The organism is Bifidobacterium callimiconis, from assembly GCF_003952005.1.
GTDB lineage: Bacteria > Actinomycetota > Actinomycetes > Actinomycetales > Bifidobacteriaceae > Galliscardovia > Galliscardovia callimiconis.
The window spans coordinates 451,228-477,691 of sequence record NZ_QXGJ01000001.1 but is presented as its reverse complement, the minus strand read 5'-3'; the positions used below and the strand labels follow the sequence as shown (position 1 = coordinate 477,691).

The following is a 26,464-nucleotide window of genomic DNA, read 5'->3' as shown; positions in this document are numbered from 1 at the left end:
ACGATTTCGCCGTCCATGGGTGTTTCGGTCATGAATTCACCGAACGTGGGTACGATGGCAGGGAACGTTCAACAGGATCGGATGGTGCCATGGGACGACATACGGCGCAGGCGGTGCAGGCACGTCGCGGACACGACGGCAAGGCAGACAATACGGGCAATGCGGCACGACCGGCGGGCTCCGCACGACCGGTCCGGCAGACGCGGAAATCGCAGACCACGCGGGACGGCGAGGCCGTGGCCCGCGCCGTGGACCTGGTCAAGACCTACGGCGCCAAGGACACCGCCGTGGTGGCGCTCGACCACGTGAACGTGGAGTTCATGCGCGGGCAGATGACCGCCATCATGGGCCCGTCCGGATCCGGCAAGTCGACACTCATGCACTGCATGGCGGGACTCGACGCCCCCACCTCCGGCAAGGTGTTCGTCGAAGGGCTCGAAGTGTCGGCCATGGGACAGCGGCAGCTGACGAAACTGCGCCGCGAACAGATCGGATTCATCTTCCAGTCGTTCAACCTGGTCCCCACGCTCAGCGCCGAGGAGAACATCCTGCTGCCGTTGCAGATCGCCGGCAAGCCCATCGACCGCGCATGGTTCGATCACGTGGTGCATGTGGTCGGACTCGAAAAGCGTCTGACGCACCGACCCAGCCAGCTCTCCGGCGGCCAGCAGCAGCGCGTCGCCTGCGCCCGTGCGCTCATGGCCAGACCATCCGTGATCTTCGCCGACGAACCCACCGGCAACCTCGACTCGCGATCCAGCCGCGAGGTGCTGAGCTTCCTCAAGACCTCCGTGCACGACTACGGCCAGACCATCGTGATGGTGACGCATGATCCTCGTGCCGCCTCCTACGCCGATCGTGTGCTCGTCCTGGCGGACGGTCGGATCGTCAACGACATGAGCCATCCGTCCTACGAGCAGATCCTCGACGTGTTCGCATCTGAAGGCACCGACGACACGGACGGCGGCACCGCCGAAGGCGAGGAGCGCGCATGATCCGCATCGGCCTGCGCGACGCCCGCGCCCACTTCTCACGATTCGTGATGTCGATCATCGCGATCGCGCTCGGCGTATCGTTCGTGGTCGGATCGTTCTGCTTCCGCGAGATGATGAACGACCAGGTCGACCAGATGATGGGATCGAACACCGACCACGACGTCTACGTGCGCGGCACCGACGAAAAAAAGGACGACGACACGGACTCGTCGTCATCCTCGATGAAGACCTACAACGACATCGACGACACGCTCGTGGACGACATCAAGGACGTCAAAGGCGTCAAAACCGCCGAGATCGTCTACTCCGTCAGCGGTTCGCTCGTGCTCGTCAAACAGGACGGCAACGCCGTGTCCACCATGGGATCGCCCACCATGGGCATCGGACTGGCGAAAGGCACCTGGCGTTCCGCGCACCTGACCGAAGGACGCTGGGCCACCAACCGCAACGAAGTGGCATTGCACTCCTACGCCGCCGAAACCTCCGGGCTCAAGGTGGGCGACACCACCAAGCTCGTCTACCCGTCCGGCCCCGAAGACGTGACCGTGGTCGGCGTCTTCGACACCGACGTCTCCCAGGCCGGTGCGATCATCCTCGGATTGGCGCCCGACGTGGCCAAGGACCTCTACCAGCAGCAGACCGGCGAGATCGGACGAACCCAGTACATCGGCGTCTACGGCAGCGGCAACAAAGGCCAGCCGCTCACCAACGACCAGCAGCGGGCGCTCGCCGACCGCATCAACAAGGCGTTGCCCGCAGGGTCCAAGGCCACGGCGATCACCGGCGACCAGCTGCGCGACGAATACTCGCAGTCCATCAAGGACATGCTCGGCTTCATCCAGCCGCTGATCCTCATCTTCGCGGTGATCGCGCTGTTCGTCGGCTCGTTCATCATCGCCAACACGTTCTCCATGATCGTGCGCGAGTCCATGCGCGGCTATGCGCTGCTGCGCTCGGTGGGAGCCTCGCCCATGCAGGTGTTCTCCACCGTGATCATCCAGGCGCTGCTGCTCGGCCTGGTCGGCTCCGCGGCAGGCATCGGCCTGGGCTGGGGCATGGTCCGGCTCATCGTGTTCGGCATGGCCAGAATGGGCACACCGCTGAGCGGAGCCGGCAACCCCAGCCCGACCGACATGCTCGTCGGCCTGCTGGTCGGCGTGACCGTCACCTTCATCGGCGCGGCCCTCCCCGCACGCAGGGCCGCCATGGCACCGCCCATCCAGGCGATGAACGAGACCGTGAACCCGGAGAAGCCGGTCCGTCCGCGCGCCGTGACCGGTACGATCATGGTCGTGCTCGGCGTGGCGGCCTGGCTGTTCTGCTGGCGCATCGCCACCGTCGACGGCGAGCCCACGTCCGTGGGATTCCTCAATGCGCTCGCCGACAGGTACGGCACCGGCTGGCCGCTCGGCATCGGTGCCGGTCTCATCGTCATCGGCGTGATCGTATTGGCGCCGGCCTTGGTACGTCCGGCCGGAGTCGTGCTCGGCTTCCTGCCGTCGCTGGTCTTCCGTGTGACCGGACGTCTGGCCGTGCGCAACCTGTCCCGGCAGAAGCGCCGCACCGCGAACACGGCGGCCGCCCTGTTCGTGGGCGTGGCGATCGTCAGCTGCCTGTCGGTGGTGGCCGCCTCGGCCAAGGCGTCGGTCGCCGGCATCGTCGATACGGGGCTCAAATCGGACTTCGCGGTATCGTCCGCCGCCAGCGGACGGATTCCGGACGCGGCGGTCGACGCGGTCAAACAGGTCGACGGCGTCAAGTCCGTCTCCACCAGCCGCATGCTCATGAACGTCAAATACGACGGCAAGCGCATCAGCGGCACCTCGTTCGCCGAGCAGCCGTCGCTATTCACCGATGTGTTCGCTCCCGTGACCATGTCCGGCGATGCGAACAAGGCGTTGCGGGACGGCGAGCTCGTGGTGGGCGAGACCATCGCCAAGGACCGCGGCTGGCAGGTCGGTGACACCGTGACCATGACCGGCGAACGCGTGAGCGTGGACGAGGAGGCCACCGCCAAGGCGCAGGCCGACTGGCAGGCCCAGACACAGGCGAAGGTGACGGCCCTCCAGCAGGAGGCCCAAAAGCTGGCCGCCTCCGGTGACGCCGCCGGCGCGCAGGCCAAGGCGGCCGAGGCCCAACAGGCCGTCACGGACGCGCAGAACGTGGACCCGTCCACGCTGATCCGCACCAAGAGCGAGACCACGCGCGCCACGGTCAAGGTCGGTGCGATCATCTCGAACTCGATCTATCGCACGATGGTGCTGATGAACGACGAGACGGCGGAGAAACTCGCCGACCAGCAGACCATGTTCACGATCCAGCTGTTCATCGCCGCCAAGAAGGGCACCGACACCGAGGCGCTGCGCAAACGGCTGGTCAAGGCCGTCAAACCGTACTATGTGCTGTCGGTGCTCGACCGTGAAGACTACAAGTCCACCATGAGCTCGATGGTCGACCAGATCCTCATCATCCTATATGCGCTGCTCGCCCTATCGATCGTGATCGCCATCTTCGGCATCGTGAACACGCTGGCGCTGTCCGTCTCCGAACGAACCAAGGAGATCGGACTGCTCAGAGCCATCGGCACGTCGCGCGCCCAGGTGCGTGGCATGCTGGCCATCGAGGCGGCGATCATCTCCGTGTTCGGTACGTTGCTCGGCCTGGTCACAGGCGTGGGCGCCGGCGTGGTGATCCGTGCCGTATACGGCGGCAACGGGCTGGAGGTGCTCAGCATCCCCTGGGACCAGCTGGGCGTGTTCCTGGTGCTGTCGATCGTGGTGGGCCTGCTCGCCAGCGTGCAGCCCGCCGGCCGTGCGTTGCGAAAACCCGTGCTCGATGCCGTCGCTTCGGAATAAGCATGGAATGAGCATGACACGACGCCGCGCGGCGGCCTATGACAGGCGTATGACGGTTGTATGAAAGGACAACGACCATGACCTATGCATTCAGACCCCATGTTCCCGAACTCACGATGGCGTCCGGCCCCTGCTCCATCTATCCGCAGGTGCTCGCCGCCATGGGCACGCAGATGGTGCACCACCGCACCGACGACTTCGTGAACCTCATGCGTTCGGTGAGCGACGACCTGTCGACGCTGTTCCGCACCACGAGGCGAGTGCTGCCGGTGGAGGGCGAATCCATTCTCGGATTGGAGATGGCCGCCTACAATCTGGTGGAACCGGGCGACGTGTGCATCAATCTGGCGTCGGGATATTACGGAGCCGGATATGCGAAGGTGCTGCGCGGCTACGGCGGCGACGTGGTGAACGTGGCCGTGCCGTACAACACGAGCGTGACGATCGAGCAGGTGCGGGCGACGCTCGACGCGCATCCGGACGCGAAGGTGCTGGCGTTCGTGCATTCGGAGACACCGTCCGCCTCGGAGAACCCGATGGAGGCGATCTGCCGGGAATGCCATACGCGCGGCGTGCTGACCATCGTCGACTCCGTGTCCGGCGTGGGCGGCTCCGACGTGCGATTCGACGAATGGGGCGTGGACGTGTGCGTCACCGGACCGCAGAAATGCTTGGGCTCCACGCCGGGCATGTCGCTGGTGGCGGTGAGCGACCGGGCATGGGAGCACGCCCATCGCGTGATCGCCGACACCGGCCGGTACGAACGCTCCTACCTATGCCTGCTGCCATGGCGGTCGTGGGTGGAACGCGACTACGTGCCGTACACGCCGCCGATCTCCAGCATCTACGGGCTCAAGGCCGCACTCGACATCGTGATGAGCGAAGGCGTGGACGCCGTGATCGCCCGCCACGAGACCGCTGCCCGCGCCACACGAGCCGGCATCCGCGCCATGGGACTCGACCTGTGGGTGGACGACGAGGCGAACATGGCCAATTCGGTGACCGCGGTCACCGTGCCCGACGGCATCGACGACACGGTGCTGCGCGGCCTCATGGACGACCGGTACGGCCTTCATATTTCCGGCGGTCTCGGCGAGGAGGCGGGCAGACTCGTCCGCATCGGACACATGGGATACACGGCCAGCCTGCAGAAGGTGCTCACCGCGTTGGGCGCATTCGGTTCGGCGCTCGCCGAACTGGGGCATCCCGTCGATCTGACCGCGGGATTGGAGGCGGCGGCGAACGTCGCAGCGAAGACCGCGGTGCAGTAGACGGAGGTTGTCACGGCAGTATTGATAGACTCGGCGTGCACAATACAGAACGCAGATTCGGGCCGGAGGGCGGCCCGCAGGATGGTTTCGCAGTGAAGACACAACAGAACACCATGTTGTCTACCAATACGAACGATACGAACATTACGGAAAACGGCGCGTCGCAACGGCATGATCCAGTGCACGGCGGGCAGGCTCCGGCGGACGAGAGGATTCCCGCCAAGCTCATCGGCGCGATCGTCGCCGTGGGATCGCTCGCCTTCATCGGCATTCTCACCGAAACGGTGATGACCGTGCTGTTCCCCGAACTCATGAAGGAGCTCGGCGTCGGCACGTCCACCGTGCAGTGGATCACCACCGTATACCTGCTGGTGGTGTCCGCCACCATGCCGATCTCCTCGTATCTCAAGCGCCGCTTCCCCCTCAAGGGCATCTTCGTGGCGGCCGTGATCCTGGCGATCACCGGCTCGGTCATCATGATCGTGGGGCATTCGTTCCCCGTGCTCATCATCGCCCGCATCATCCAGGGCATGGGCTCGGGCGTGGCCACGCCGCTGATGATCAACATCATTCTCGAACAGTCGCCGCGATCGAAGATCGGACGGCTCATGGGCGTCGGCTCGCTGGTCATCACCGTGGCGCCGGCCATCGGTCCGACCGTGGGCGGCGCCGTTTCCAGCGTGCTGCCGTGGCGTGCGATCTTCGTGATCGTGATCCCCATCATGCTGCTCGCGCTGATCATTGGCCTGTGCTGCATCGAACAGAAGGAGCCGACCCAGGAGGCGCGACTCAATCCGCTGCAGTTCCTGGCCATCGTGCTCGGCCTGTGCGGTCTGGTCATGGCGCTCAACCAGGCCGGTGTGGCCGCCGGCGCCGCCGTCTCCGGCCAGCCGTACACGCACGCGGCCGTCTTCGCCGTGGCCAGCCTGATCGTGGGCGTACTCTCGCTCCTGTTCTTCGGCTACTCGTCCAAGCGCTCGTTCTCCCCGCTGATCCGACTGGGCATCCTGCGCGACCCGGTGGTGCTGCTTCACCTGCTCGCCTACACGATCCTGCCGATCGTGGGCATCGGCTTCGGCTATGTGATCACCAATCTAGCGCAGCTTTCGCTTGGCACGAACGCGTTCCTCGCCGGTGCGCTGGTGCTGCCCGGTGCGCTGATCGGCGCGTTCTTCGCCCCCGTGGGCGGTATGCTCTACGACCGGTTCGGCCCCACCCGTCCGATTCTCACCGCGTTCGCCGTGGCGATCATCGGTCCGGTGCTGCTGCTCGCATTCTCCATGCACCTGACCCCTGCGCTGCTTGCCGGATTCTATTTCATCTTCGGTCTGAGCTATGCGCTGGGCTTCTCCAACATCATGACCAGCGCACTGTCGCAGATCCCGCATGAGTTCGCGCCCGACGGCAACGCGATCTTCAACACCATGCTTCAGTTCGGCGGCGCTGCCGGCACCGCCCTGTTCTCCACCATCCTCACCATCGCCCAGGCCGGCGCGGGAGCGGAGGGGACCCCGCAGTTCGCGCACGCCACGGCGGTGGGCGGATCATGGACCTTCGCCACTATGATCGTGATCTGCGCGACCGCCTACGTGGCTCTGGTCTGCGCGTTCCGCATCCGTTCCAAGCGCATGCGTGCGGTCCGTCAGTAGGGGAGAGGGCCGTTCGTCCGGCTGTCATCCTTCCTTATCGGCCACACGAGTGATACGTGGCCCGCTTGTACGGCGGTCATCGTCCTTCGGGATGATGACCGCCGTTTCGTTTTTCGGTCCCGCGCACGATGGGATTCCCCCGTCGGCCCCCGTACCGTTGCAGGTATCAGGACATTACGAGAACCGAAGGAGAACGAACGATGGGACGACACACCTACGACGCCAATCAGCAGACGGCCATCCGGCCGACGGGCGGAAGCCGAAACGATGAAACCCGGTCGAACCGCATGCCGGTGGCGATCGAAGCCATCGGACTGACCAAGGACTATGGCGAAGGCGACAGCGCGGTGCACGCGCTGCGCGGCGTGGACGTGTGCTTTGAGCAGGGGAAGTTCACCGCGATCATGGGACCGTCCGGTTCCGGAAAATCCACGCTCATGCACACGCTCGCCGGCCTCGACTCAGCCACCGGTGGCCATATCCTGCTGCAGGGCGAAGACCTGACCGCCATGAACGACCGCCAGTTGACGCTCCTGCGCCGCAAGCGGATCGGCTTCATCTTCCAAAGCTTCAACCTGCTGCCCATGTTCACCGCCGAACAGAACATCCTCATGCCGCTCACGCTCGCCGGAGCCAAACCGGACCGCGTCTGGATGCGCACGCTCGTCCGCACGCTCGGCCTCGAACGGCGTCTCGACCATCGGCCCAACGAGCTGTCCGGCGGCCAGCAGCAGCGCGTGGCCATCGCCCGGGCCCTGATCACACGGCCCAGCGTGGTGTTCGCCGACGAGCCCACCGGCAACCTCGACTCCATATCCAGCGCCGAAGTGCTCGACTTCCTCAAGCGCTCCGTGCGCGAACTGCACCAGACGATCATCATGGTCACGCACGACGCCGTGGCCGCCTCCTACGCCGATCGAGCCATCGTGTTCGCCGACGGGCGCATCGTGGCCGACGAGCCCGAACCCACGGCCGAACGCATGAACGCGCTGCTCATGCAGGAGCGTCAGCGGGCCACCGCCATGGCCATGGCCTACTGACCGTCCGCACGAGACCCCACGAATCCGCAAGACCGAGGAACCGAGAACACAAGACCATGCTTTCCGTAACCATTCAACTCATGAAACGCAGTGCCAGAATGCTGATTCCGGCCGGCATCGCCATCCTCATCGGCACGCTGTTCATTTGCAGCACCTTCCTGTTCGGCAACACACTCGACTATTCGATGCGCCGTCAGATGACCGCCAGTTTCGGCGATGCGAACTATGTGGTCAACGCCGGAGACGCCGATGACATCTACTCATCGCGCACGGTCGACGACTTCAAACTCGACAAGCTCACGGCGATCGACGGTATCGACGGCGCTCGAGTCTACGCCGCCGCATCGCTGCAGGTGAGCAACGACTCCGGCAAACACTCCACCACGGCCACGATTCCCACGGCAAGCAACGCCGCGGTCATGCCGATGTCCCTGACCCAGGGCCGTTGGCCCAACACGAACGGAGAGATCGCCATCCCCGAAGACATGGCGAAACGACTCGACGTGACCGTGGGCGACACCGTGCGCGTCGACAATTCCGCCATGTTCGGCTCCAGCGAACTGGCCTCCACGCTGAACGAAAAGGTCGTGGGACTGACCCGCGACGACAATGGCGCTTTCTCCGGCTATGGTGGCGCCAGCGCCATGGGCCACGATGACTTCGCCGTCATGGACGGCTACAAGGACCAGGGATTCGGCGCCGTTCCCGCCTACGCGGTCTACCTGCGCGTCAACGCTCCCCAGGGTTCCGACGACAAGGCCGTGCTTGACCAGGTACGTCGTCTGCTGCCGCATAAGCTCACCGTACTCAGCGTCAACGAATACGCCGACAAGCAGATGGAATCCATGAGCCACGACGGCACCAGCATCATCACCACGTTCCTGCTTGCGTTCGGCACGCTCGCCATGTTCGTGGCCGCCCTGGTGATCGGCAACACCTTCCAGGTGCTCGTGGCCCAACGACGTCGTACCCTCGCGCTTCTCCGCACCATCGGCGCGCAGAAGGGACAGCTGTACCGTTCGGTGATCGCCGAGGCCGCGATCCTTGGCTTCCTCGCCTCGGCGCTGGGCGTGACCGCCGCATTCGGGCTCATGGGCGTCGTGCATGCGACCGGCGCCAATCTCAACGGTCTGGTCTTCGCCGTGATCCCCAGTCCCGAAGCCTTCTGGGCGCCGATCGCGTTCGGCATGATCGTGACCATGATCGCCGCCATCGGCTCGGCGCGATCCGCCACCCGCGTGACCCCGCTGGAGGCGCTGCGCCCCATGGAACTCGTGGACGCCAAACGCTCCGGCGTTCTCCGCATCGTCGGCAGTCTCCTGCTGACGGCCTGCGGACTGGCATTCATCGGCGTGGCGCTGTGGCAGAACCATGTGGCCGTCACCGGCGGGCATCCGATCATCGACAATTCCTCGGCCCCGCTGCTCATGGCCATGGGAGGCATCGCCCTGACCTTCCTCGGACTGTTGCTCGCCGCCGTCCGCTGGCTGCCGTGGATGCTCTCCGGACTTGGCTCGATCGTGGCGCACGCCGGCCCCTCCGCCACCGTGGCCGCGGCCAACATCCGCAAGAACCCGCGCCGCGTGGCCGCCACCGGAGCCGCACTGCTCATCGGAGTCACCCTGGTGTCATGCATCGGTACGGGCGCGGCCAGCGCCAAGGCCACCATGGCCGACGCGCTCGACTCGCGCTACAGCGTGGACCTCGTCGTCTCCGGAACCGGTCTCGATGCCGACACCGCCGGGAAGATCGCCAAGGTGGACGGCGTCAAGGCCGCCGAACCGGTGCGCACGGCCATGGCCCAATGGAACGATGGTACAAACGGCAACGGCGGCAAAGGGCACGACGTCACCGTGCAGGTCGCGGCCCTCAGCGAATCCCAGCGCAACGCCGTGCTCAACGCCAGCTCCGGCATGCACGCCATCGATCGGAACGGCATCGAAATGATGTCCAAAATGGGCGACTCCGACAATCCGATCAAGGACGGCAGCGCCGTGACAGTACGATTCGGCACCTTCGGCTCCGATGGCGATTTCACCACGGTGGGAGAACGCACGCTGACCGCGCACAAGTCCAGCTTCGGCGTCTCCTCGGACTATGTCGGCACCGCGCTCGTCGATCCGACCGTGCTCGACGCGGCCATGGGCGGCAACACCGACACGCAGATCTGGGTGAAATCGGACGGCACCACCAGCGCCGCCGACCTGTTCGCCGCTGTCAAGGACGCGGTCAGCACACAGACCGGCGTGACCGTGACCGGCTCCATCGCCGAACGCGTGCAATGGGAGCAGATGGTCGACATGCTCATGATGATCCTCGTCGCCCTGCTCGCCGTGGCCGTGCTCATCGCCCTGATCGGTGTGGCCAACACGCTGTCGCTGTCCGTGATCGAACGCACCCGTGAATCCGCCACACTGCGCGCCATCGGCATGACCCGCGGCCAGCTGCGCCGCTCGCTGGCGGTCGAGGCGCTGCTGATCTCACTCGGTTCAGGCGTGGTCGGCATCATCCTCGGCATGCTGTTCGGCTGGCTGGGCTCCACCATGGTGTTCGCCGAATACGGCACCGTGCAGTATCCGATCGAATGGGGTACCGCCCTCGCCGTGCTGGGCGTGGCCGCCGTGGCCGCGCTCGTCGCCAGCGTGGCCCCCGCCCGACGGGCCGTGCGCACGCCGCCGGTCGTGGCGCTCGCCGAGGCGTGACGGACGGTCGGGCGAAAGGTCGACCCGACATGTGCCACGAGACCGGAAACCTCGTGGCACATGGGCAAAACGTCATCGAATTGTTCCCGAACATCAACGTGACGGTGAGCTTCCGTTCAGATTCACCGCCCATAATCGGAGACAACGGTTAAGAGAAGAACCGCAACCCACAAGTGGTGCCCGCACGACGCGTCTACGGATGCGAAACGGCGGGCATCGTCAATTTCAGAGACGATACCCGCCGTTTTCCCGACTGCGCTGACGGTCGGCACGAACATCGTGTTCACGATAGTGTGATCACACCAAGTGGTTTTCATAGGCGAAGACCACGGCCTGCACGCGGTCACGAGCGTTGATCTTTGCAAGAATATGCGCCACATGCGTCTTGACGGTGGGCAGACTGACGAACAGCTTGTCGGCGATCTCCTGATTGCTCAGCCCATGCGCGATCTCGATCAGCACTTCGCGCTCGCGCTCCGTCAGCAGATCGAGCTCGGGATCCGTGTACGCGACGGACGGTTGCGTAGGGGACGCCGGCACGGTTTGGGCGGATGCGATAGCCGCCGCATCGCCCGACTGGCTCATCTTCTCGATCAGCCGCTTGGTGGCGGACGGCGCGATGATCGCATTGCCCTGATACACCGTACGAATCGAATTGAGCAGCGATTCCGGCTCGGTATCCTTGAGCAGGAACCCCGAAGCGCCGGCATGGATCGCCGCCATCACGTACTCGTCCAGATCGAACGTCGTCAGAATGATCACACGGGTCAACGGCGAACCGTCCCCGGCATGCTCGGTGATCAGGCGGGTCGCCTCGATGCCGTCCATACCGGGCATGCGCACATCCATCAGCACCACATCTGGGTGCAGACGTCGTGCGATCTCCACGGCCTGGGCGCCATCCCCGGCCTGACCCACCACGTCAAGATCCGGCTGCGAACCGATCACCATCGCAAAACCGGCGCGCACCAGCTCCTGATCATCGGCGATCACCACACTGATGCGACCGGAACCGTTCGCACCGTTCCCCTCCGACATGCCATTCGCGTCACTCACCGCGCATCTCCTCCATCGAACACGTCCATACGTTGCCATTGCCACAGACCGTGGCTAGATCGTGGCTCACCTCTTCAACTGTAACTGCTGGTCCAACGAAACCGCGGGAGCCAATCGCATCCCCTCATTACGCGTCGTCTCGTCACTGAACCCGGTCTCACGCAGCACGCCCAACAGCTGCCGCATGCGTTTCAACGCGGCACGACCCTCCGTGGCAATGCCCTCAAACGCCGCGGTGATCGTAGCGGCATCCGCATGCCCATCGTCAAGCGCACGCAGACCGGCATCGGCCTTGCCGATCACGCCAAGCAGCGTATCGGTCACATCGGTCTGAATGTTCGCACTGATCCGATCGCGCTCCATATTCGCCGCCAGCACCTTCTGCTTGCGCTCCTCCTCACGCAGCGCCTCCTCGCGCGCCTGCAGCACCAGCATGTTCGATCCGCGCGAACGCGACCACATGCCGGCCGCCATCGCGCCCATCAGCGTGACGAACGTGACGATCGCATTCACGGCTATGACCAACAGCGCAGACGCTCCACTCACTATCGTGCCCGGCCGTGCGATATCGACAAGTCCGCCTTCGGCCAGCAGCATCACTGCACGCCATATGGTGCCAACCTCGTAGGCCGCCGACAACGTCATCTTCGCGGCGAACAGCACCGAGCCGACGCCGATCAATGGAATCGTCCACCGTTTCGCCGTACGCGGTCCATACAGCGTCACCGAATACACGGAATACACCGATATCAGTCCCGCCACGGTGAGCCACGGCAGGAACAGCAGCTGCAGAATCGTCAGCCCCGCGAACACGGCCGCGCTCGCCTGGGGGAAACGCCGGCGCCAGATCACCGGCAGCACCACGCTGATATTCGACCATGCCCAGATCGGCGTACCTGGTCCGGCGGACGACAGTGTGCCGCCGTCCGTATTCGACACCCAGATTCCCGAAGTCGGCGAGCCGAACAACAGCAGAATCAGCACCACATACACGGTATCCATGATCAGATAATGCCGTTCCGTCCACTGCGAGACCCGTTCGATCATGTTGAACTTGGACGATTCAGGCGAATCCGGCATCGAACCCAGCTGACGCACCGTGTGTACAACCCGACGATAATGATCCATGATCATCTGCTTGAAGCCGCTGGCCGCGTTCGGAACCGGCACATCGGATGCGTTGGGCAACGACGAGGTGCTCGCCCCCATGGAGCTCCCGGAGGCCATCGTCGCGGAAGCGGCCGGTGACGATGCGTCGTCGATGCCGCTCATGGCATTCTGCCGCGGATCCGGGGAAACCCTGCGCGGTTCGCCATGGAAGGGAATGAACGCATCCACCTCGAATCCGCCACCCAGACGAGGCCCGGCACTGCACGATCCTCCCAGAGAATCGATACGCTCACGCATGCCGACCAGGCCATAGCCGGGCTTGTGCCCGTCGGCGGACGCCGCCAGCCCTCGGCCATCATCAATTACGCGAATGCGCAGCCCGTCCGCGGACCAGCGTTCCTCCACACCCACGTTCACACCGGGGCCGGCATACTTACGGATGTTGGTCAGGGACTCCTGCACCACACGATAGACCGTACTCGCGGCCAACGTACCCAATTCGTCGGGCTCCGGCGTGCCCACGACCGTATGCGTGACATGCGTATCCGACGACGCCGAATCCGCCTGCCTGATCAGGCCGGCGACATCCGCATAACCGGGCGCATGCGATTCGTCGGCATTCACGGAGGCATGATCGGCCGGCGGTCCGAAGATGCCCAGCAGCCGCTTCATATCGCCCAGCGCTCGCATGCTCTCATGACGGATCGTCTCCATCGTGGACCGGGCGAGCTTCGGATCATTCGCGCCGGCAAACCGCCCGCCATCCGCCTGCACAATGATGATCGACAGTGTATGCGCCACCACATCATGCATGTCACGCGCGATACGCGCCCGTTCGGCCAGCGCGGCGATGCGGGTCTCCTCCTCCTGACGAGCCTCCAGCGCGGCATTGCGCTCCCGCATCATCCGTATCGTCGACAGTCTCGCCCGCTGCCAGTAGCCCATCACGATCACCGCAGCCAACGGCGCCGCTATCATGACCAGCAGCCAAAGAAAATTCATCCGCATCTGCCGGCCGCAGGTCGAGATGTCGACCATCCCGTTCACCATCAGACAATCGTAGGGGGCCAGTGTATACCACTGCCACGCCGATACCGCCAGCGGTCCAAACGCCTGCACGCTCGTATTGACCCCGGCGGTGACCAATGTCATCCCCACCGCCATCACGATGAACGGACGAATCGTGTCGCGCTCGCCGTACACGATCACCGCGTAGACGTGCATCAGCGCGAACCCGTTGCTGAGCACCAGCGCCGGTCCGAACACCAGCTGCACCAGACAAAGCAGTACGAACGCCAGGGCGCTGGCACGGGGGAGCCGACGGCGGAACATCAGCGGCAGGCCATAGATCCACGTCCAGAAGCGCACCGCCGCCGCGTCGTCCGTGTAATGGAACAGCAGACCGTCCTGCAACGTGCCGTAGGTGATGCTGACCGCGCACAACGCCGTCAACGTCAGCGCGATCAGCGCGTCGGGGATGAGCACCCGATTGTCGATGTCGCCGAACTGTGGTGTGACCGCCCGTCGTAGTGCGGCGATTGCAGTGCTCATACCCGAAAAAATCCTCATTCGACCCACACTAGTCGCCGGGAGCTTCGTACGACATCGTGCCATGGAACGATTCATCACGCCATGTGGACACATGCGTGTGCGAGGATGGGAGCGATGAACATGAGCAACGAGCAAGGAGATGCACGATGACGTTGCTGGCCAAATATCATGTGCCCGGACTGGTGGTGGAGGATCATGCCATCGAGGTGCCGCTCGACTGGCACGGCAGAGACCCGCTGGACGTCGTGAAATCAGGCTTCGACGAAAGCGGGGAAGACGGTTCGATCGGCCTGTTCTACCGCGTGCTGTGCGCACCTGAGCATGTGCACGACGACCTGCCGCTGCTCGTCTTCCTGCAGGGCGGTCCCGGCGGACAATGCCCACGGCCGACCGGGCCTGACGATGACGGATGGATCGCCGAGGCGATACGGCACTTCCGCGTGATCCTGCCCGACCAGCGTGGCACCGGACGATCCACGCGTGTGGAGCCGCGCTCGATCGACGGCATGAGCGCGCGTCAGGCGGCCGATCACCTCAAGAAGTTCCTCGCCGACTCCATCATCCGCGACTTCGAATACCTGCGCCTCACCGAATTCCGCGGACGGCGCTGGGTGAGCCTCGGCCAAAGCTACGGCGGATTCCTCACCCTCACCTACCTGTCGCTGTTTCCGCGCGGACTGGCCGCATCGTTCACCACCGGCGGTATCCCGCACGTGCCGGCCAGCGCCGCCGAGGTCTACGCGCATACGGTGCCACGCATGAGGCGCAAGACCGAGCAGTATTATGAGCGCTACCCGCAGGATCGTGAACGCGTGGCCGCCGTGGCCGACCTGCTCGCCGGGGGAGAGGTGAAACTGCCCAACGGTGATCCGTTCTCCGTGCGCCGACTGCAGATGCTCGGATCCGACTTCGGCATGAAACCCAGCTTCGAACGGCTGCACTGGCTGATCGATCAGGCGTTCGTGGACGGCGCGCTCGAACCCGGAGACTCGGGGGAGACGCCGGTGCTGTCCACCGGCTTCGCCATGGACGTGCTGTCCCGCACGGCATCATACGGCCGACCGCTCTACTGGCCGCTACAGGAGTTCATCTACGCCGACGGCGAGCTGGACCAGCCCATTCGCTGGGCCGCATGGACGGAACTGCAGCGCCATCCCGAATTCGCCGTGGACGCCCGGCCGCTCATGTTCACCGGCGAGGCCGCCCTGCCGTGGATGTTCGAGGAGGACAGTTCGCTCACGCCATTCCGCCCAGTCATGGACGTGCTCATGGAGGACACCCGTTTCGGTCGTATCTATGACGTCGATCAGCTGGCACGCAACGAGGTACCGCTGCAGGCCGCCGTCTACTTCGACGACATGTACGTGGACTCCAGCATGCAGCTCGACACGCTTTCCCGCATCGGGCGCTCGCACGCATGGGTGACCAACGAGTTCGAGCACGACGGCGTGCACCACGGCACGACCGTGTTCCGTCACCTGTATGAGGAGGCGCTGAACCGCGGCGATCTTGACGGACTGCTGTGATCGGCCGTCGTCGTAAGGGTCGCTTTACGCATACGAAAAACGGACCGTACGGCGATAATCGCCATACGGTCCGTTTGGTTTTCTCACATCGCCGGCCGAAGCCGAACGCTTATCTGAGGAGGATCATCGATCTCACTTGGTGATGATGACGTCCTCGGCCTTGATGTCGTCGGTGAACGACGGGGCGAGCTCGTCCTGGTAGGCCTGCTCGAAGAAGCCGTTGTCGGTGAGGGTCTTGATCTCGGAGTTGACCCACTTGAGCAGATCGGCGTTGCCCTTCTTCACGGCCGGGGCGATGGTGGACTCTTCGCCGAGGGTCTTCACGCCCACGGTGTAGCCCGGGTTCTCCTTGGCCCAGGCGTACAGGTAGGTGTTGTCGTCGGCGAGGGCGTCAACACGGCCGTCCTTGAAGGCCTGGAACTGCTGGGTCTTGGAATCGTACTTCTGCAGGTTCACATCCGGGTACTTCTGGGTGAAGTAGGTCTCGGCGGTGGTGCCCTTGGTCACGGCCAGGCTCTTGCCCTTGAGCTGGTCGGCGCTGGTGATCTTGGCGGAATCGGGGGAGACCACGCCGATCGACACCTTCATGTACGGGCTGGCGAAGTCCACGACCTGCTTGCGCTCGTCGGTCACGGTGAAGTTGGCGAGCACCAGATCCACCTTGTCGGACTTCAGGGCGTCCACACGACCGTCGGCGTTCACCTGGACCCAGTCGACCTTCACGCCCAGATCCTCGGCGAGCTTGTTGCCGAGGGCCACGTCGTAGCCGGCGCGGGTGCCGTCGTTCTTCACGTAGCCGTACGGTGGCAGATCGCCGAAGGTGGCGATGCGGATCTTGCCGGCCTTCTTGATCTGCTCGACGGTCTGGCCCTGCTGGCTGGACGCGGACGAGTCGCTGCTGCCCGAGTTGGACGAGCCGCAGGCGGCGAGCGAGATCAGCGCGGCACCGGCCACCAGGCCGGCGATGATCTTCTTGAGTTTCTTCATGATTCCTCCCTTGTGGATTCCTCTCATTTGCGTGATTGCAAAAAATTTGATGATGGTTGTGGTGATGGATGGAACGTGGATTTGGTTGCCTGCTTGGTTGTCGCTACTTGGCTTCGTCGTCCGTGATGGGCGACATGCTTTCCAGGAAGCTGCGTGCGCGGTCGGTGGCCGGATGCGTGAAGAAGTCCTCGCCGGACTGACGCTCCAGGATCACGCCGTTCTCGAGGAACAGCACGGTGTCGGCCACGCGGCGGGCGAACTCCATCTCGTGGGTCACCACGATCATGGTCATGTGTTCCTTGGCCAGACGCAGCATGAGCTCGAGCACCTCACGCACCATCTCCGGGTCGAGCGAGGCGGTCACCTCGTCGAACAGCATGAGCTCGGGGTTCATGGTCAGCGCGCGCACGATGGCGATGCGCTGCTTCTGGCCGCCGGACAGCTCACGCGGATAGGCGTTGCGGTATTCGCTCAGCTGCACGTCAGCGAGCAGACGGTCCATCTGCGGCTCCACCTCGGACTTGGCGCGCTTCTGCACCTTGGTGGGGCCGAGCAGGATGTTCTGCGCCACGGTGAGGTTGGGGAACAGATCGTAGCTCTGGAACACCATGCCGATCTCGGTGCGCAGCTTGCGCCACTCCTTCTCGGTGCCGCTGACGGGCTTGCCCTTGAACTCGATCGTGCCGCCCTGAATGGTCTCCAGACCGTTGAGGCAGCGGATGAGCGTGGACTTGCCGGAGCCGGAGGGGCCCAACAGCACGAACACCTTGCCGCGTGGCACGTCGAAGCTGATGTCCTTGAGCACCTCGTGATCGCCGTACGCCTTACGCAGGTGCTTGACCGACAGCAGCGGGGTCTCGTCGGTGGTGGTGGGGACGTTGTCGGAAAGTTCAGCCATTGTTACGCTCCTTGGCGCGCTTCTCCAGGGCCTGGGCGATCCTCGCCAGAGGCCAGCACACGATGAAATACAGCAGGAACACGAAACCGTAGACCCAGAACGCGGAATCCGGGTGGCTCATGCGGTTCGCCTCCATGATCTGCTGGCCGACGGTGATCACGTCGATCACGCTGATCAGCAGCAGCAGGGACGTGGTCATGATCACGCGGGCCGCAAGGTTGATGGTCGCGGGGATCATGAGGTTGACCGACTGGGGCAGACGCACGTACCACAGCAGCTGCAGTCCGTTCATGCCCAGCGCCTTGCCGGCATCCACCTGATGCGAGGGCACGGAGATCAGGGCGCCGCGCACGACATCGCTGATCTCGGCCGCCACCCACAGGCCGAACGCCACCACGGCGATGGTCTCGCCATCCACCTGCACGCCCATCTCGCGCGGCAGGATGTAGTAGAAGAGGAACAGGATCACCAGCGTGGGGATGATGCGGAAGAACTCAAGGTAGAGTCGCAGCACCGCACGCAGCACCGGATTGTGCATGATGCGCAGCGCGCCGAGCACGATGCCCAGCGGAATGCCGAAGATCAATGCGAGTCCGGCCACGCTGACCGACGTCCACAGGCCGCCGAGCAGACGGGTGAGGTTGTCTCCCGTGAAGATGACCGTCCAACCGGGCTGCGCCGCGAGGACGAGGGCCTGATCAATCGCCGAAGGTACCACGACGGACCCTCCTTTCCAGAAGCGTGAGGATGATGGACATCGGGATGAGGATGATCGCGTAGGCGATCACCAGCACGAGCAGGTACTCGTCGGTGCGGTAGTACATGCCGATAAGGTCGCGTGCCGTGTTCGTCAGCTCGGGTACGGCGATCACCGTGAACACCGAGGTCTCCTTGACCAGGAAGATCGCGTTGGCGGCGACGGCGGGCACGCTGCGCACCAGTCCCTGCGGCAGAATGACGTGCTGGATCATCTGCATGGGGGATAGGCCCAGAGCCCTGGCCGATTCAAGCTGGATCTTCGGGATGCCGCCGAATCCGCCACGGAACGCGCCGGACATGTAGGCCGCGCCCAGCAGCGAGGAGCCGATGATCGCGCAGGTCTCCGCGCTCAGCTTCAGGCCGATGGACGGCAGACCGTAGTACAGGAAGAACAGCTGGATCAGCAGCGGGGTGTTGCGCAGCAGCTCCTCGAACGTGGCGCAAAGCTGCGAAATCACGGGGATGCGGCTGTCACGGGCGAGCGCCACCACGAGGCCAAGCAGCGTCGCCAGGATGACGGCGATGGCGGACAGCTTCAGGGTGAGGACGAACGCCTTCTCGAACAGGGGCAGGCTCTGCTGGATGATCTCCCAGCTCATCGCGTCCCTCCTCTCTCGTGCGAACGCTCATGCGGCGTATATGGAATCGAAAATATTTGCATGGGTTTTCTCTCGGAAACGTCTGTGAATACAATACGGTTTTTTCTGTGTCGTCATGCACGCCCATAGGTTCGGACGATGGCCGTTCGGGGGGATGGGCGTGGGATGGCGGGTGTGATCAAACCTTTGACGGACGCTGCTCGGGCAGGATGCCGAGGCCTGATTTTCGTTGCGAACAGTGACGTTCCGGCATGTGGGGCATGTCTCTGCGAGACATCCGGGGCATGGAGACTCCTCCAGTCGTTATGCATGGTGGTTATGACGTGCTATCAGCAAATCAATAATACCTATAACCAAACTTTGGTGTGTCGCGATTGCCTGATTATACCTCTTTGGGATAACGGGAGTTGTTGTCTGCGTTGGCCTTAGACTGGAAGCCATGTCTCTTACTATTGGAATCGTCGGACTGCCGAACGTCGGCAAGTCCACCATGTTCAACGCGCTGACCCGCAACAACGTGCTGGCCGAGAACTACCCGTTCGCCACCATCGAGCCGAACACCGGCGTCGTGCCGCTGCCGGACAAGCGCCTGCCCGTGCTCGCCAAGCTCGTGAACACCGAGAAGATCGTGCCCGCCACCGTCACGTTCGTCGACATCGCTGGCATCGTCAAGGGTGCCTCCGAAGGCGAAGGCCTGGGCAACAAGTTCCTCGCCAACATCCGCGAGGCCGACGCGATCTGCGAGGTCGTGCGCGCCTTCGAGGACGACGACATCGTGCACGTCAACGGCAAGGTCGACCCGGCCGACGACATCGACACCATCAACACCGAGCTGATCCTCGCCGATCTGCAGACCATCGAGAACGCACTACCCAAGCTGGAGAAGGATCTGCGCGGCAAGAAGATCGAGCCCGAGTACTTCGAGGCCGTCAAGCAGGCCAAGACCATTCTCGAGGCCGGCGAGACGCTCGACAAGGCCGCCCGCGAAGGCCGCTTCGACAAGGACAGCGTCTACGACCTGCATCTCATGACCGCCAAGCCGTTCATCTACGTGTTCAATGTGGACGACGACGAGCTGCAGAACAAGGATCTGCAGGCCAAGCTCGCCGCATCCGTGGCCCCGGCCCCGGCCGTGTTCCTCAACGCCCAGTTCGAGGCCGATCTCACCGAGCTCGACGAGGCCGACGCCCGCGAGATGCTTGAGGATGCCGGTCTGGAGGAGTCCGGTCTGGACCAGCTGGCCCGCGTGGGCTTCGACATCCTCGGCCTGCAGACCTTCCTCACCGCCGGTGTGAAGGAGGTGCGCGCATGGCAGATCCACAAGGGCTTCACCGCCCCGCAGGCCGCCGGCGTGATCCACACCGACTTCGAGAAGGGCTTCATCAAGGCCGACATCGTCTCCTACGACGACTTCGTGGCCGCCAACGGCTCCATGACCGAGATCAAGGAGCAGGGCAAGCTCCGTCAGGAGGGCCGCGACTACGTGATGCAGGACGGCGACATCGTCGAGTTCAAGTTCAACGTCTCAAAATAGGGGGTAAACACCCCTGAAAACGGCGTGATTCCAACGTTTCCGACCCTACGGAAGACCGGAATCGCGCCGTTTTTCGATTCACGGAAAACCGCCGTTTCCCGCACGTATTCCGCCGTTGTACGCACGGATAGAGTGCCAATAGAGTGCCCTTGTACAGGGGCGCTCGCGGTCACGGCATCCGAGGGTGCTCCCGATGATGGGAGGCAATCATGGCGGCCAACGGCAGACGACGCACCAAGGGTTCGGGCAGCATCATCCATCGCAGGGACGGATCATGGGAGTTCCGCCGCGAGATCGACCCCGATCCCGCCACCGGCAGACGCCGGTTCATCACCGCCAAGGGCAAGACCAAGGCCGATGCGCGCGAACGGTTCGACGCGAGGATCGCCGATATGGAACGTACCGGCAGGCTGCCCGGCGCCAAAAGCCCGCTGCTCGAGGACTATGCGGAACGCTGGCTCGAGGAGTACCGGCTGAACGTCAAGCCGACCACGTACCGGACACGGGCCGGTCGCATCCACGCATGCATGCAGGTCATCGGCCACGTCCGTCTCGACGAGCTGAAGCCCGACCACATCCGCCGCTGCATGAGGGTGCTCGGCAAGCGGCTCGCCCCGTCCACTCTCAAGGACCATTACGTGAGCCTGAAGATGATGCTCGACCAGGCCGAACTCGAGGAGCTCATCCCCGTGGATCCGTGCCGCAGGGTCAAGCCACCGAGGGTGGAGCCCGCCGAAACGCGGATACTCTCGCCCGACCAGCCGAAACGACTGATCGAGGCCGTGCCCAACCGGGGCGCGAAACGACGCGGCCCGGCATTGACCGTGGACGTGGACGAATCGTGGATGCTGCTGTTCGAGCTCGCGTTCGCAGCCGGCATGAGGGAGGGCGAACGGTACGCGCTCATGCCGTTCCAGCTGAGGCGCCGCGACGGCGTGCCGGGAATCGACGTGTGCCAGCAGATACAGCAGTACGGGCTTCCCGGCGACGTGGAGATACCGGGGTGGCTCAAGGCCGAGCACCTATACGGCACCCTGTGGCTCACCACGCCGAAGACGCGCGCGGCCAGACGGTTCGTTCCGATCTCGGAGAGTCTGTGGACGCGGTTGTGGTCGCGCATCGAACGGTTGAACATCGGCCTGCGCCAGCTTGTGTTCACGAACGCGCGCGGCAACCCGGTGCGCAGCTCCGCGGAACGCTACAACTGGCGAAAGGCTCTGAAGGCGGCCGGCCTGCCGATGGTCAACATCCATTCCGCCCGCCACTGGATGGCCAGCATGACCGCCCGAGCCAACATGCCCGACGACGCTCGCACCGCCATCATGGGCCACACCAGCATCACCATGACCAACCACTACACCCACCGCGACGCCGCATCCCTCGCCGCCCTATTGGGCCAGGCGATACCCGACCTGCATGACGACCCCGACATCATCGATACGCAGATCGTGGAAGCATCGGCCAGTGATGGTGAGTGAATGTTTTGACCTTCTGCCGGATAGAACATATGCTCCGACATATTTTCTTGCCATAATGAGCAATGACATGCGAGAGAGGTGACAATGGCGAAACTAGTATGGCAGGACGCGCGCGAACGCGCTCAGAACGTCCTGGATAATTATTGGGATGGCCGTTTCCCGGTCAAGATAGCGACGATCAGTCGAGCTATGGGCGTTACACCGTATCAGGCGTCGTTGCCGGCCGGCGTATCCGGCATGGTCGTAAAGAAGCCCAAGGAGCCGGCGCGCTCCTACGTCGAATCATCGGAATCAGAAACCCGACGTAGGTTCACCCTCGCTCACGAACTGGGGCACTATGTCGAACGGGTGGAAGTGTCCGACGACGATGATTTCTCGTTTGCCGAGAAGCGAGAGCCGGGGCGATACGATCTGCATGAATTCTATGCCGACGAGTTCGCCGGAGCCCTGCTCATGCCTGAAGAACATTTCCTGAACATGCTCGACGAGGGACGAAGCCTCATCGATATCGCGGCGAAATTCGGCGTATCGCTCGACGCCGCGCGCAAACGACGGGAACGACTCGAGAAAAATCCACCGCAGAAGGATTGACGTTCGATGGCAGAAGAACTTGATGATCGTTTCCTCAACGCAAGCACGGACGCCCTAGGAGGGAAATACGGCGACGACCAAGCCGCCGGAAGATTGTCCGACGACAAATCGGAACGTTATGAAGGCGATGCTAGGAATACTTTGGAAATCAAAGACAGCATCGAGGACATGAGCCGAACCGACTCCCCAACGGTAAAAGGAGCGGACACGTCGGCACTGTCATACATCACCGGCTGGCATCCCTTCCTGCGATTCCTGTTCAGAGTCGCCGACATGAAATACGCGTTCGAAGACAACCGAGGAAAACGCGCGTACCGGTTCATCAAATCCCACAAAAAGACCTTCTGGGTATGCTTCTGGTGCGACTGGGCACTCGTCCTGATCGGAAGCTGCGGAGCAGTCGCCTTGGCACTCATCGCCATCGCCAAGACACTCGGATTCATGTAAACGCAAAACCGCCCCGGCACTCGCTGTGAGTTGCCGGGGCGGTTGTTTATGTGCGTGTTGGTTATTGGTTGACACTGCCGAGCTCGGCGGTCACCGTTGCGCCTGCCTCCGCTGTTCCTCGATGGAACGGCTGATCCGGTACTCCTCGGCTTCGGGCTCGACACGGTACTCGACCACGGCCACGTCCTTCTCCCGCAGCTTGTCCAGCACCTCCTGCGGCGTGCAGTAGTAGAACTCCTTGCGCGCGTTCACCTTGTTCACACGACGATCCTCGAACTCGTGGTGCAGCATCGTCTCCAACGACACCGCGTCCTCGGAGAAGAACAGCGCATGCACATCGAACTTGAACGGCACGGCCGCGCTCGACAGCTCCCTCACGCGATCCATCGGATCCAGGCGCCTGGTCATGCCGATCTTGACCATGCGCTCGCCGAACGCGCCCACGTCGCTGATGACGTACACGTAGCCGGCGAGGATGTTCGCGGCCCGGTAGTCGACGTCGTTGATGGACTTGTCGATGTCGTCGAGCTTGGCCTCCAGTTTCGCGGCTTCCTCGAGGTCTCCCTTCTCCTTCATCTTGGCGAGCACGTTCTGGTAGTGTTCCTGCTCCTTGCGCAGGCGTGCCATCTCGGCTTCCAGCTCCTTCTGGGCCTTCTGCTGTTCACGTAGTTCCGCTCGGCGCTCGCGTTCGGCGTCCTTTTCAGCCTTGACGGCCTGCATGTGTCGGGCGGTGAGCTCGAGCTCCTCGATGCGGAGCCGCTGGTATCCGACAGAGATCCGCAGTTCGATGAATTTGCCGAATCGCGCGATCCTGTCGGAGCACCGGTTCAGGCGCTTGATGGACGTCTCCAGATTGCCGGCCTTGACGCTTTTGACGCAGTTCTCGGCCTCGGCGTTGTACAGGCTCAGTGCCATCTGGGCCATGTCCTTGAGGAACTTGTTGCCCTTGGATGTGGAGTTGTTGAAGGTGAATCCGCGGGTGGTGTGTACGGCGGTCTTGTCTCGGACCATTTCCTTCTGCTGCTGGCGGTTCGTGGCGAGCCTGGTCTGGAGGGCGACGCTGTCCTCGGCGGGGTTCTCGTAGTCGTAGAGTCCGACTTCCTGCAGGTCTTCGGAGTTGCGCAGGTCGAGCACTCTGCTCCGGATTTTGTCGAGCTCTTGGCGGCTGTCGGTGAGCTGGTCGTCGATGGTCGAGCTCATGGCTTGCCGTTGCGCGATCTGCGTGTCGAGCTGTCGGATGAGTTCGTCGCGTTCCGCGATGCTCATGCCTCCGAGCTGTTGGATCCGGACGGTCATGTCGTGGTTTTCCTGCCAGAGTCGATTGTTGTCGGCCGTCATTCTGGCGAGTTCGGTGCGTAGGCGCAGGATCTCCTGTTTGCGGCCGAACAGGGGCACTTTGTCCTGTGTGGACGGTTGCTCGGGTTGGGTTGTCGGTGCCGGCTGGTTTATGGCGATTGGTGTGGACGGCTGTGCCATTTCCGGAGGTAATGCTCCGTTATGTTCGGCCTGGTACTGCTGGATGGCCTCGTCGCGCTGTGTGGGGATGGCGTTGGCGGCGGATCCTGCGGAATGCTTTCCCATGGTTGGACTCCCTTGTCTTTCTAGTGGTTCAGTTGGCGTGCCGGACGCTGTTTTCCGTTGTGAGGGTTTTGGCGAATTGGTCGAGGTCCATTGGTTCTTTCATGGCTTCCTCGTGAGCCAGACGGATCGCTTCCGTATCGGATAGTGCGGGGGAGAGGCCCTGTTGTTCAAGTGTCTGCATGACCCGTTCCAGCACAGAGGAAGGCCGCTCCCCGAACAACAGACACAGAGATGTGAATTCGTAGAGGGATGGGGCTCCGTTCGTGAAATTAAATAGGTCTCCAATTCGACCGTGACTAATTCCCGTTGCCGCGCCAATAGCGCGAAGAGAAAGATCTCGCCCGTCTTTTTCTCGGAGCTTCTGGAGCTCCTTCACCGATTCGATATCGACCGGTGTCCATGCTCGTCCTTTTCGTGCCATGCGAAAAGTGTATGTGTCCAAATTTAACGACACGCCGTCAAAAAGATTTGACAGAATGTCCGAAAGTTTTTACAGTACTTGGTATGTCCATAAATTTTGACAGCAAGCTTATATGCGATGTAGGACTAAGGATTGCCGCTGCAGGCGTTCGTAGTATTCGTCGAGCGGCCGCCGGCGACGAGATCCCTAAGAAAGTCCTTGCTGTGCGCCTTGGTATGCATCGTCAGACTCTCTCGACCCGCCTCTCCCGCGGTGACATGAAGCTCTCCGAATTCGTATCCGCCGCGCTCGCAGTCGGCGAACGTCCCAGCGATCTGCTCGCCACAGCCGAAGACGCAGCCGATCTCCCGGCACTCGCCGACAAGGAGGTGAAGTAATGCCTGTGACCCGTGTGGTTATCGACTCCCCGAGCGATGTCTTGTTAGCGCGTCTTACTCGGATGGTGGGTGAGGATCCTGAGTCCCCGAGCATCTCGAATGATGAGCCCGTGACGGTGACGTATTATCCGGATCTCGACAAGACGGTTGTCTCGTATCGCAGGAGCGTGCTAATTGACGGCGGCATATTGGCCTCGTTGTTTACGACTTCACGTACCGGGGAGACGGATTCGTCACCGACTGTCGTCGTTCCGGATCGTCGGGCTGGATCCAAGTGATCTCGATGTCCGAACTCCCGTCCTCGCACCAGACGCCTTTCTCCATGAATATGAATCCGATTGAGGAGCCTTTTGTGATGTCGCCTAGCTCGTATTCTTTGCCGCTGGCCAATACCACCCGCACGTCTCGCGCGTCGAACGTGTTCCCGTTCTCTACGGCGTACTCGAGATTTTGTACTTGGTATATGCGCCACTTCGGCACTCTGGCCGCCTTCGTGGCCATCTCGACCTGCGCACGCTGCAGGACGGTCTGTTCCTCCAGACTGGAGGCCTGGTCTCGCAGAGCCTCCACCTGCTGCTCCAGCATGCTGATGTCATGGCGGCGATTCTCGTCGCGTTCCTTGGAGCTCTTATGTTCCATGATCCAACCAATGATCGTCACCGCCAGTGTCAGTACGAAGCCGGCCAATTCGACGCTATGTTCAGCAAGCCAATCCATGGGAAACACCATACCGCATGCCGACAATGGAGCGTCACGATGAGCGTGATCGTCCCTGTGGAGGATTCGAGTCGTGTGCCGTTGGGCGAACGGCAGGCGTGGACGCCCCGGCAGGCGGCGCAGGTGTACTCGCTCGACTATGAGGGAGTGCGCTGGGCCATCAACCATGGTGATCTCGACTCGTTCTGCCCGCCCAACCGGTTCGGCAAGCCCGGCCGGCGCAGGGTCACCCGCGAGGCCATGGAACGGTGGATCCGCAGCCTCGAAACATGAAATTCTTCCCCTCCTCCGGCCCCGGTATCGGGTTCTTTCACTCTCTA

The 26,464-nt window shown here is 63.1% G+C and carries 21 protein-coding genes; 12 read left to right on the top strand and 9 right to left on the bottom strand.

Annotated features, from left to right (window positions below):
* Positions 1–89 precede the first annotated feature (89 nt).
* The 6 genes from D2E23_RS02175 to D2E23_RS02150 all read left to right on the top strand — a co-directional run bounded on the left by D2E23_RS02175 (position 90) and on the right by D2E23_RS02150 (position 10,512).
* On the top strand, positions 90–995 hold the full coding sequence (locus D2E23_RS02175) for an ABC transporter ATP-binding protein (RefSeq protein WP_126029338.1): 906 nt from the start codon (positions 90–92) through the stop codon (positions 993–995).
* The gene (locus D2E23_RS02170; protein ID WP_126029337.1) at positions 992–3,850 is read left to right on the top strand and encodes an ABC transporter permease; all 2,859 of its coding nucleotides are present in this window, start codon (positions 992–994) and stop codon (positions 3,848–3,850) included. The genes D2E23_RS02175 and D2E23_RS02170 overlap by 4 nt, the downstream gene beginning before the upstream one ends.
* A 77-nt stretch (positions 3,851–3,927) precedes the next feature.
* Positions 3,928–5,121, top strand: coding sequence for a pyridoxal-phosphate-dependent aminotransferase family protein (locus D2E23_RS02165; RefSeq protein WP_126029336.1), 1,194 nt, complete (start codon positions 3,928–3,930; stop codon positions 5,119–5,121).
* A 113-nt stretch (positions 5,122–5,234) separates the two neighbouring features.
* Positions 5,235–6,770, top strand: coding sequence for an MDR family MFS transporter (locus D2E23_RS02160; RefSeq protein WP_126029382.1), 1,536 nt, complete (start codon positions 5,235–5,237; stop codon positions 6,768–6,770).
* 287 nt (positions 6,771–7,057) lie between these two features.
* Positions 7,058–7,810 carry an ABC transporter ATP-binding protein gene (locus D2E23_RS02155; RefSeq protein WP_126029381.1) on the top strand — a complete coding sequence of 251 codons (753 nt, stop codon included), beginning with the start codon at positions 7,058–7,060 and terminating at the stop codon, positions 7,808–7,810.
* A gap of 98 nt (positions 7,811–7,908) precedes the next feature.
* Positions 7,909–10,512: an ABC transporter permease gene (locus D2E23_RS02150; protein ID WP_241227174.1), complete on the top strand. Its 2,604-nt coding sequence runs from the start codon at positions 7,909–7,911 to the stop codon at positions 10,510–10,512.
* A 297-nt stretch (positions 10,513–10,809) separates the two neighbouring features.
* Here D2E23_RS02150 and D2E23_RS02145 read toward each other — a convergent pair whose 3' ends face one another.
* Together D2E23_RS02145 and D2E23_RS02140 are read right to left on the bottom strand one after the other, a co-directional pair.
* Complete coding sequence (locus D2E23_RS02145) at positions 10,810–11,550, bottom strand: response regulator (RefSeq protein WP_126029380.1); 741 nt, start codon at positions 11,548–11,550, stop codon at positions 10,810–10,812.
* 84 nt (positions 11,551–11,634) lie between these two features.
* Positions 11,635–14,229 (bottom strand): sensor histidine kinase, encoded by a 2,595-nt coding sequence (locus tag D2E23_RS02140; RefSeq protein WP_164520628.1) that lies wholly within the window; start codon positions 14,227–14,229, stop codon positions 11,635–11,637.
* A 146-nt stretch (positions 14,230–14,375) separates the two neighbouring features.
* Here D2E23_RS02140 and D2E23_RS02135 point away from each other — a divergent pair, with 146 nt between their 5' ends.
* On the top strand, positions 14,376–15,755 hold the full coding sequence (locus D2E23_RS02135; protein ID WP_126029333.1) for an alpha/beta fold hydrolase: 1,380 nt from the start codon (positions 14,376–14,378) through the stop codon (positions 15,753–15,755).
* A gap of 132 nt (positions 15,756–15,887) precedes the next feature.
* Here the strand turns inward: D2E23_RS02135 and D2E23_RS02130 are convergent, their stop codons facing one another.
* From D2E23_RS02130 to D2E23_RS02115, 4 genes are all read right to left on the bottom strand, one after another.
* Entirely contained in the window at positions 15,888–16,742 is an 855-nt protein-coding gene (locus tag D2E23_RS02130) for a transporter substrate-binding domain-containing protein (RefSeq protein ID WP_126029332.1), read from the bottom strand.
* A gap of 103 nt (positions 16,743–16,845) precedes the next feature.
* Entirely contained in the window at positions 16,846–17,640 is a 795-nt protein-coding gene (locus tag D2E23_RS02125; RefSeq protein WP_126029331.1) for an amino acid ABC transporter ATP-binding protein, read from the bottom strand.
* Complete coding sequence (locus D2E23_RS02120; protein ID WP_241227173.1) at positions 17,633–18,358, bottom strand: amino acid ABC transporter permease; 726 nt, start codon at positions 18,356–18,358, stop codon at positions 17,633–17,635. Before D2E23_RS02120 ends, D2E23_RS02125 begins: the two co-directional genes overlap by 8 nt.
* A complete protein-coding gene (locus D2E23_RS02115; protein ID WP_126029330.1) occupies positions 18,339–18,998 on the bottom strand; it encodes an amino acid ABC transporter permease in 660 nt (219 codons plus the stop codon). The genes D2E23_RS02120 and D2E23_RS02115 overlap by 20 nt, the downstream gene beginning before the upstream one ends.
* A 439-nt stretch (positions 18,999–19,437) precedes the next feature.
* On the opposite strand from D2E23_RS02115, the gene ychF reads away from it, so the two are divergent.
* The 4 genes from ychF (at position 19,438) to D2E23_RS02095 (ending at position 23,048) form a co-directional block, all read left to right on the top strand.
* Positions 19,438–20,532 carry a redox-regulated ATPase YchF gene (gene ychF, locus D2E23_RS02110; RefSeq protein WP_126029329.1) on the top strand — a complete coding sequence of 365 codons (1,095 nt, stop codon included), beginning with the start codon at positions 19,438–19,440 and terminating at the stop codon, positions 20,530–20,532.
* A gap of 209 nt (positions 20,533–20,741) precedes the next feature.
* Positions 20,742–22,010, top strand: coding sequence for a tyrosine-type recombinase/integrase (locus tag D2E23_RS02105; RefSeq protein WP_126029328.1), 1,269 nt, complete (start codon positions 20,742–20,744; stop codon positions 22,008–22,010).
* Positions 22,011–22,094: 84 nt separating this feature from the next.
* Positions 22,095–22,601 (top strand): ImmA/IrrE family metallo-endopeptidase, encoded by a 507-nt coding sequence (locus D2E23_RS02100; RefSeq protein WP_126029379.1) that lies wholly within the window; start codon positions 22,095–22,097, stop codon positions 22,599–22,601.
* 6 nt (positions 22,602–22,607) lie between these two features.
* Positions 22,608–23,048: a hypothetical protein gene (locus D2E23_RS02095; protein WP_126029327.1), complete on the top strand. Its 441-nt coding sequence runs from the start codon at positions 22,608–22,610 to the stop codon at positions 23,046–23,048.
* Between the two features lie 90 nt (positions 23,049–23,138).
* On the opposite strand, the gene D2E23_RS02090 is transcribed toward D2E23_RS02095, so the two are convergent.
* From D2E23_RS02090 to D2E23_RS02085, 3 genes are all read right to left on the bottom strand, one after another.
* Positions 23,139–24,629 (bottom strand): SNIPE associated domain-containing protein, encoded by a 1,491-nt coding sequence (locus tag D2E23_RS02090; protein WP_206431968.1) that lies wholly within the window; start codon positions 24,627–24,629, stop codon positions 23,139–23,141.
* A 28-nt stretch (positions 24,630–24,657) separates the two neighbouring features.
* On the bottom strand, positions 24,658–24,810 hold the full coding sequence (locus tag D2E23_RS11550; RefSeq protein WP_164520627.1) for a hypothetical protein: 153 nt from the start codon (positions 24,808–24,810) through the stop codon (positions 24,658–24,660).
* An 818-nt stretch (positions 24,811–25,628) separates the two neighbouring features.
* Positions 25,629–26,144 (bottom strand): hypothetical protein, encoded by a 516-nt coding sequence (locus D2E23_RS02085; RefSeq protein ID WP_126029326.1) that lies wholly within the window; start codon positions 26,142–26,144, stop codon positions 25,629–25,631.
* A gap of 39 nt (positions 26,145–26,183) precedes the next feature.
* Here D2E23_RS02085 and D2E23_RS02080 point away from each other — a divergent pair, with 39 nt between their 5' ends.
* Entirely contained in the window at positions 26,184–26,417 is a 234-nt protein-coding gene (locus D2E23_RS02080) for a DNA-binding protein (protein ID WP_126029325.1), read from the top strand.
* Positions 26,418–26,464 lie beyond the last annotated feature (47 nt).

What these genes read in the sequence shown, in the direction of transcription:
- D2E23_RS02105 (WP_126029328.1), top strand. Translation starts at nt 20,742, where the DNA reads ATGGCGGCCAACGGCAGACGACGCACCAAGGGTTCGGGCAGCATCATC.
- D2E23_RS02150 (WP_241227174.1), top strand. Translation starts at nt 7,909, where the DNA reads ATGCTGATTCCGGCCGGCATCGCCATCCTCATCGGCACGCTGTTCATT.
- D2E23_RS02170 (WP_126029337.1), top strand. Translation starts at nt 992, where the DNA reads ATGATCCGCATCGGCCTGCGCGACGCCCGCGCCCACTTCTCACGATTC.
- D2E23_RS02080 (WP_126029325.1), top strand. Translation starts at nt 26,184, where the DNA reads ATGAGCGTGATCGTCCCTGTGGAGGATTCGAGTCGTGTGCCGTTGGGC.
- D2E23_RS02085 (WP_126029326.1), bottom strand. Translation starts at nt 26,144, where the DNA reads ATGGATTGGCTTGCTGAACATAGCGTCGAATTGGCCGGCTTCGTACTG.
- D2E23_RS02135 (WP_126029333.1), top strand. Translation starts at nt 14,376, where the DNA reads ATGACGTTGCTGGCCAAATATCATGTGCCCGGACTGGTGGTGGAGGAT.
- D2E23_RS02125 (WP_126029331.1), bottom strand. Translation starts at nt 17,640, where the DNA reads ATGGCTGAACTTTCCGACAACGTCCCCACCACCACCGACGAGACCCCG.
- D2E23_RS02115 (WP_126029330.1), bottom strand. Translation starts at nt 18,998, where the DNA reads ATGAGCTGGGAGATCATCCAGCAGAGCCTGCCCCTGTTCGAGAAGGCG.
- D2E23_RS02175 (WP_126029338.1), top strand. Translation starts at nt 90, where the DNA reads ATGGGACGACATACGGCGCAGGCGGTGCAGGCACGTCGCGGACACGAC.
- D2E23_RS02100 (WP_126029379.1), top strand. Translation starts at nt 22,095, where the DNA reads ATGGCGAAACTAGTATGGCAGGACGCGCGCGAACGCGCTCAGAACGTC.
- D2E23_RS11550 (WP_164520627.1), bottom strand. Translation starts at nt 24,810, where the DNA reads ATGCAGACACTTGAACAACAGGGCCTCTCCCCCGCACTATCCGATACG.
- D2E23_RS02165 (WP_126029336.1), top strand. Translation starts at nt 3,928, where the DNA reads ATGACCTATGCATTCAGACCCCATGTTCCCGAACTCACGATGGCGTCC.
- D2E23_RS02155 (WP_126029381.1), top strand. Translation starts at nt 7,058, where the DNA reads ATGCCGGTGGCGATCGAAGCCATCGGACTGACCAAGGACTATGGCGAA.
- D2E23_RS02160 (WP_126029382.1), top strand. Translation starts at nt 5,235, where the DNA reads ATGTTGTCTACCAATACGAACGATACGAACATTACGGAAAACGGCGCG.
- D2E23_RS02090 (WP_206431968.1), bottom strand. Translation starts at nt 24,629, where the DNA reads ATGGGAAAGCATTCCGCAGGATCCGCCGCCAACGCCATCCCCACACAG.
- ychF (WP_126029329.1), top strand. Translation starts at nt 19,438, where the DNA reads ATGTCTCTTACTATTGGAATCGTCGGACTGCCGAACGTCGGCAAGTCC.
- D2E23_RS02130 (WP_126029332.1), bottom strand. Translation starts at nt 16,742, where the DNA reads ATGAAGAAACTCAAGAAGATCATCGCCGGCCTGGTGGCCGGTGCCGCG.
- D2E23_RS02095 (WP_126029327.1), top strand. Translation starts at nt 22,608, where the DNA reads ATGGCAGAAGAACTTGATGATCGTTTCCTCAACGCAAGCACGGACGCC.
- D2E23_RS02145 (WP_126029380.1), bottom strand. Translation starts at nt 11,550, where the DNA reads ATGTCGGAGGGGAACGGTGCGAACGGTTCCGGTCGCATCAGTGTGGTG.
- D2E23_RS02140 (WP_164520628.1), bottom strand. Translation starts at nt 14,229, where the DNA reads ATGAGCACTGCAATCGCCGCACTACGACGGGCGGTCACACCACAGTTC.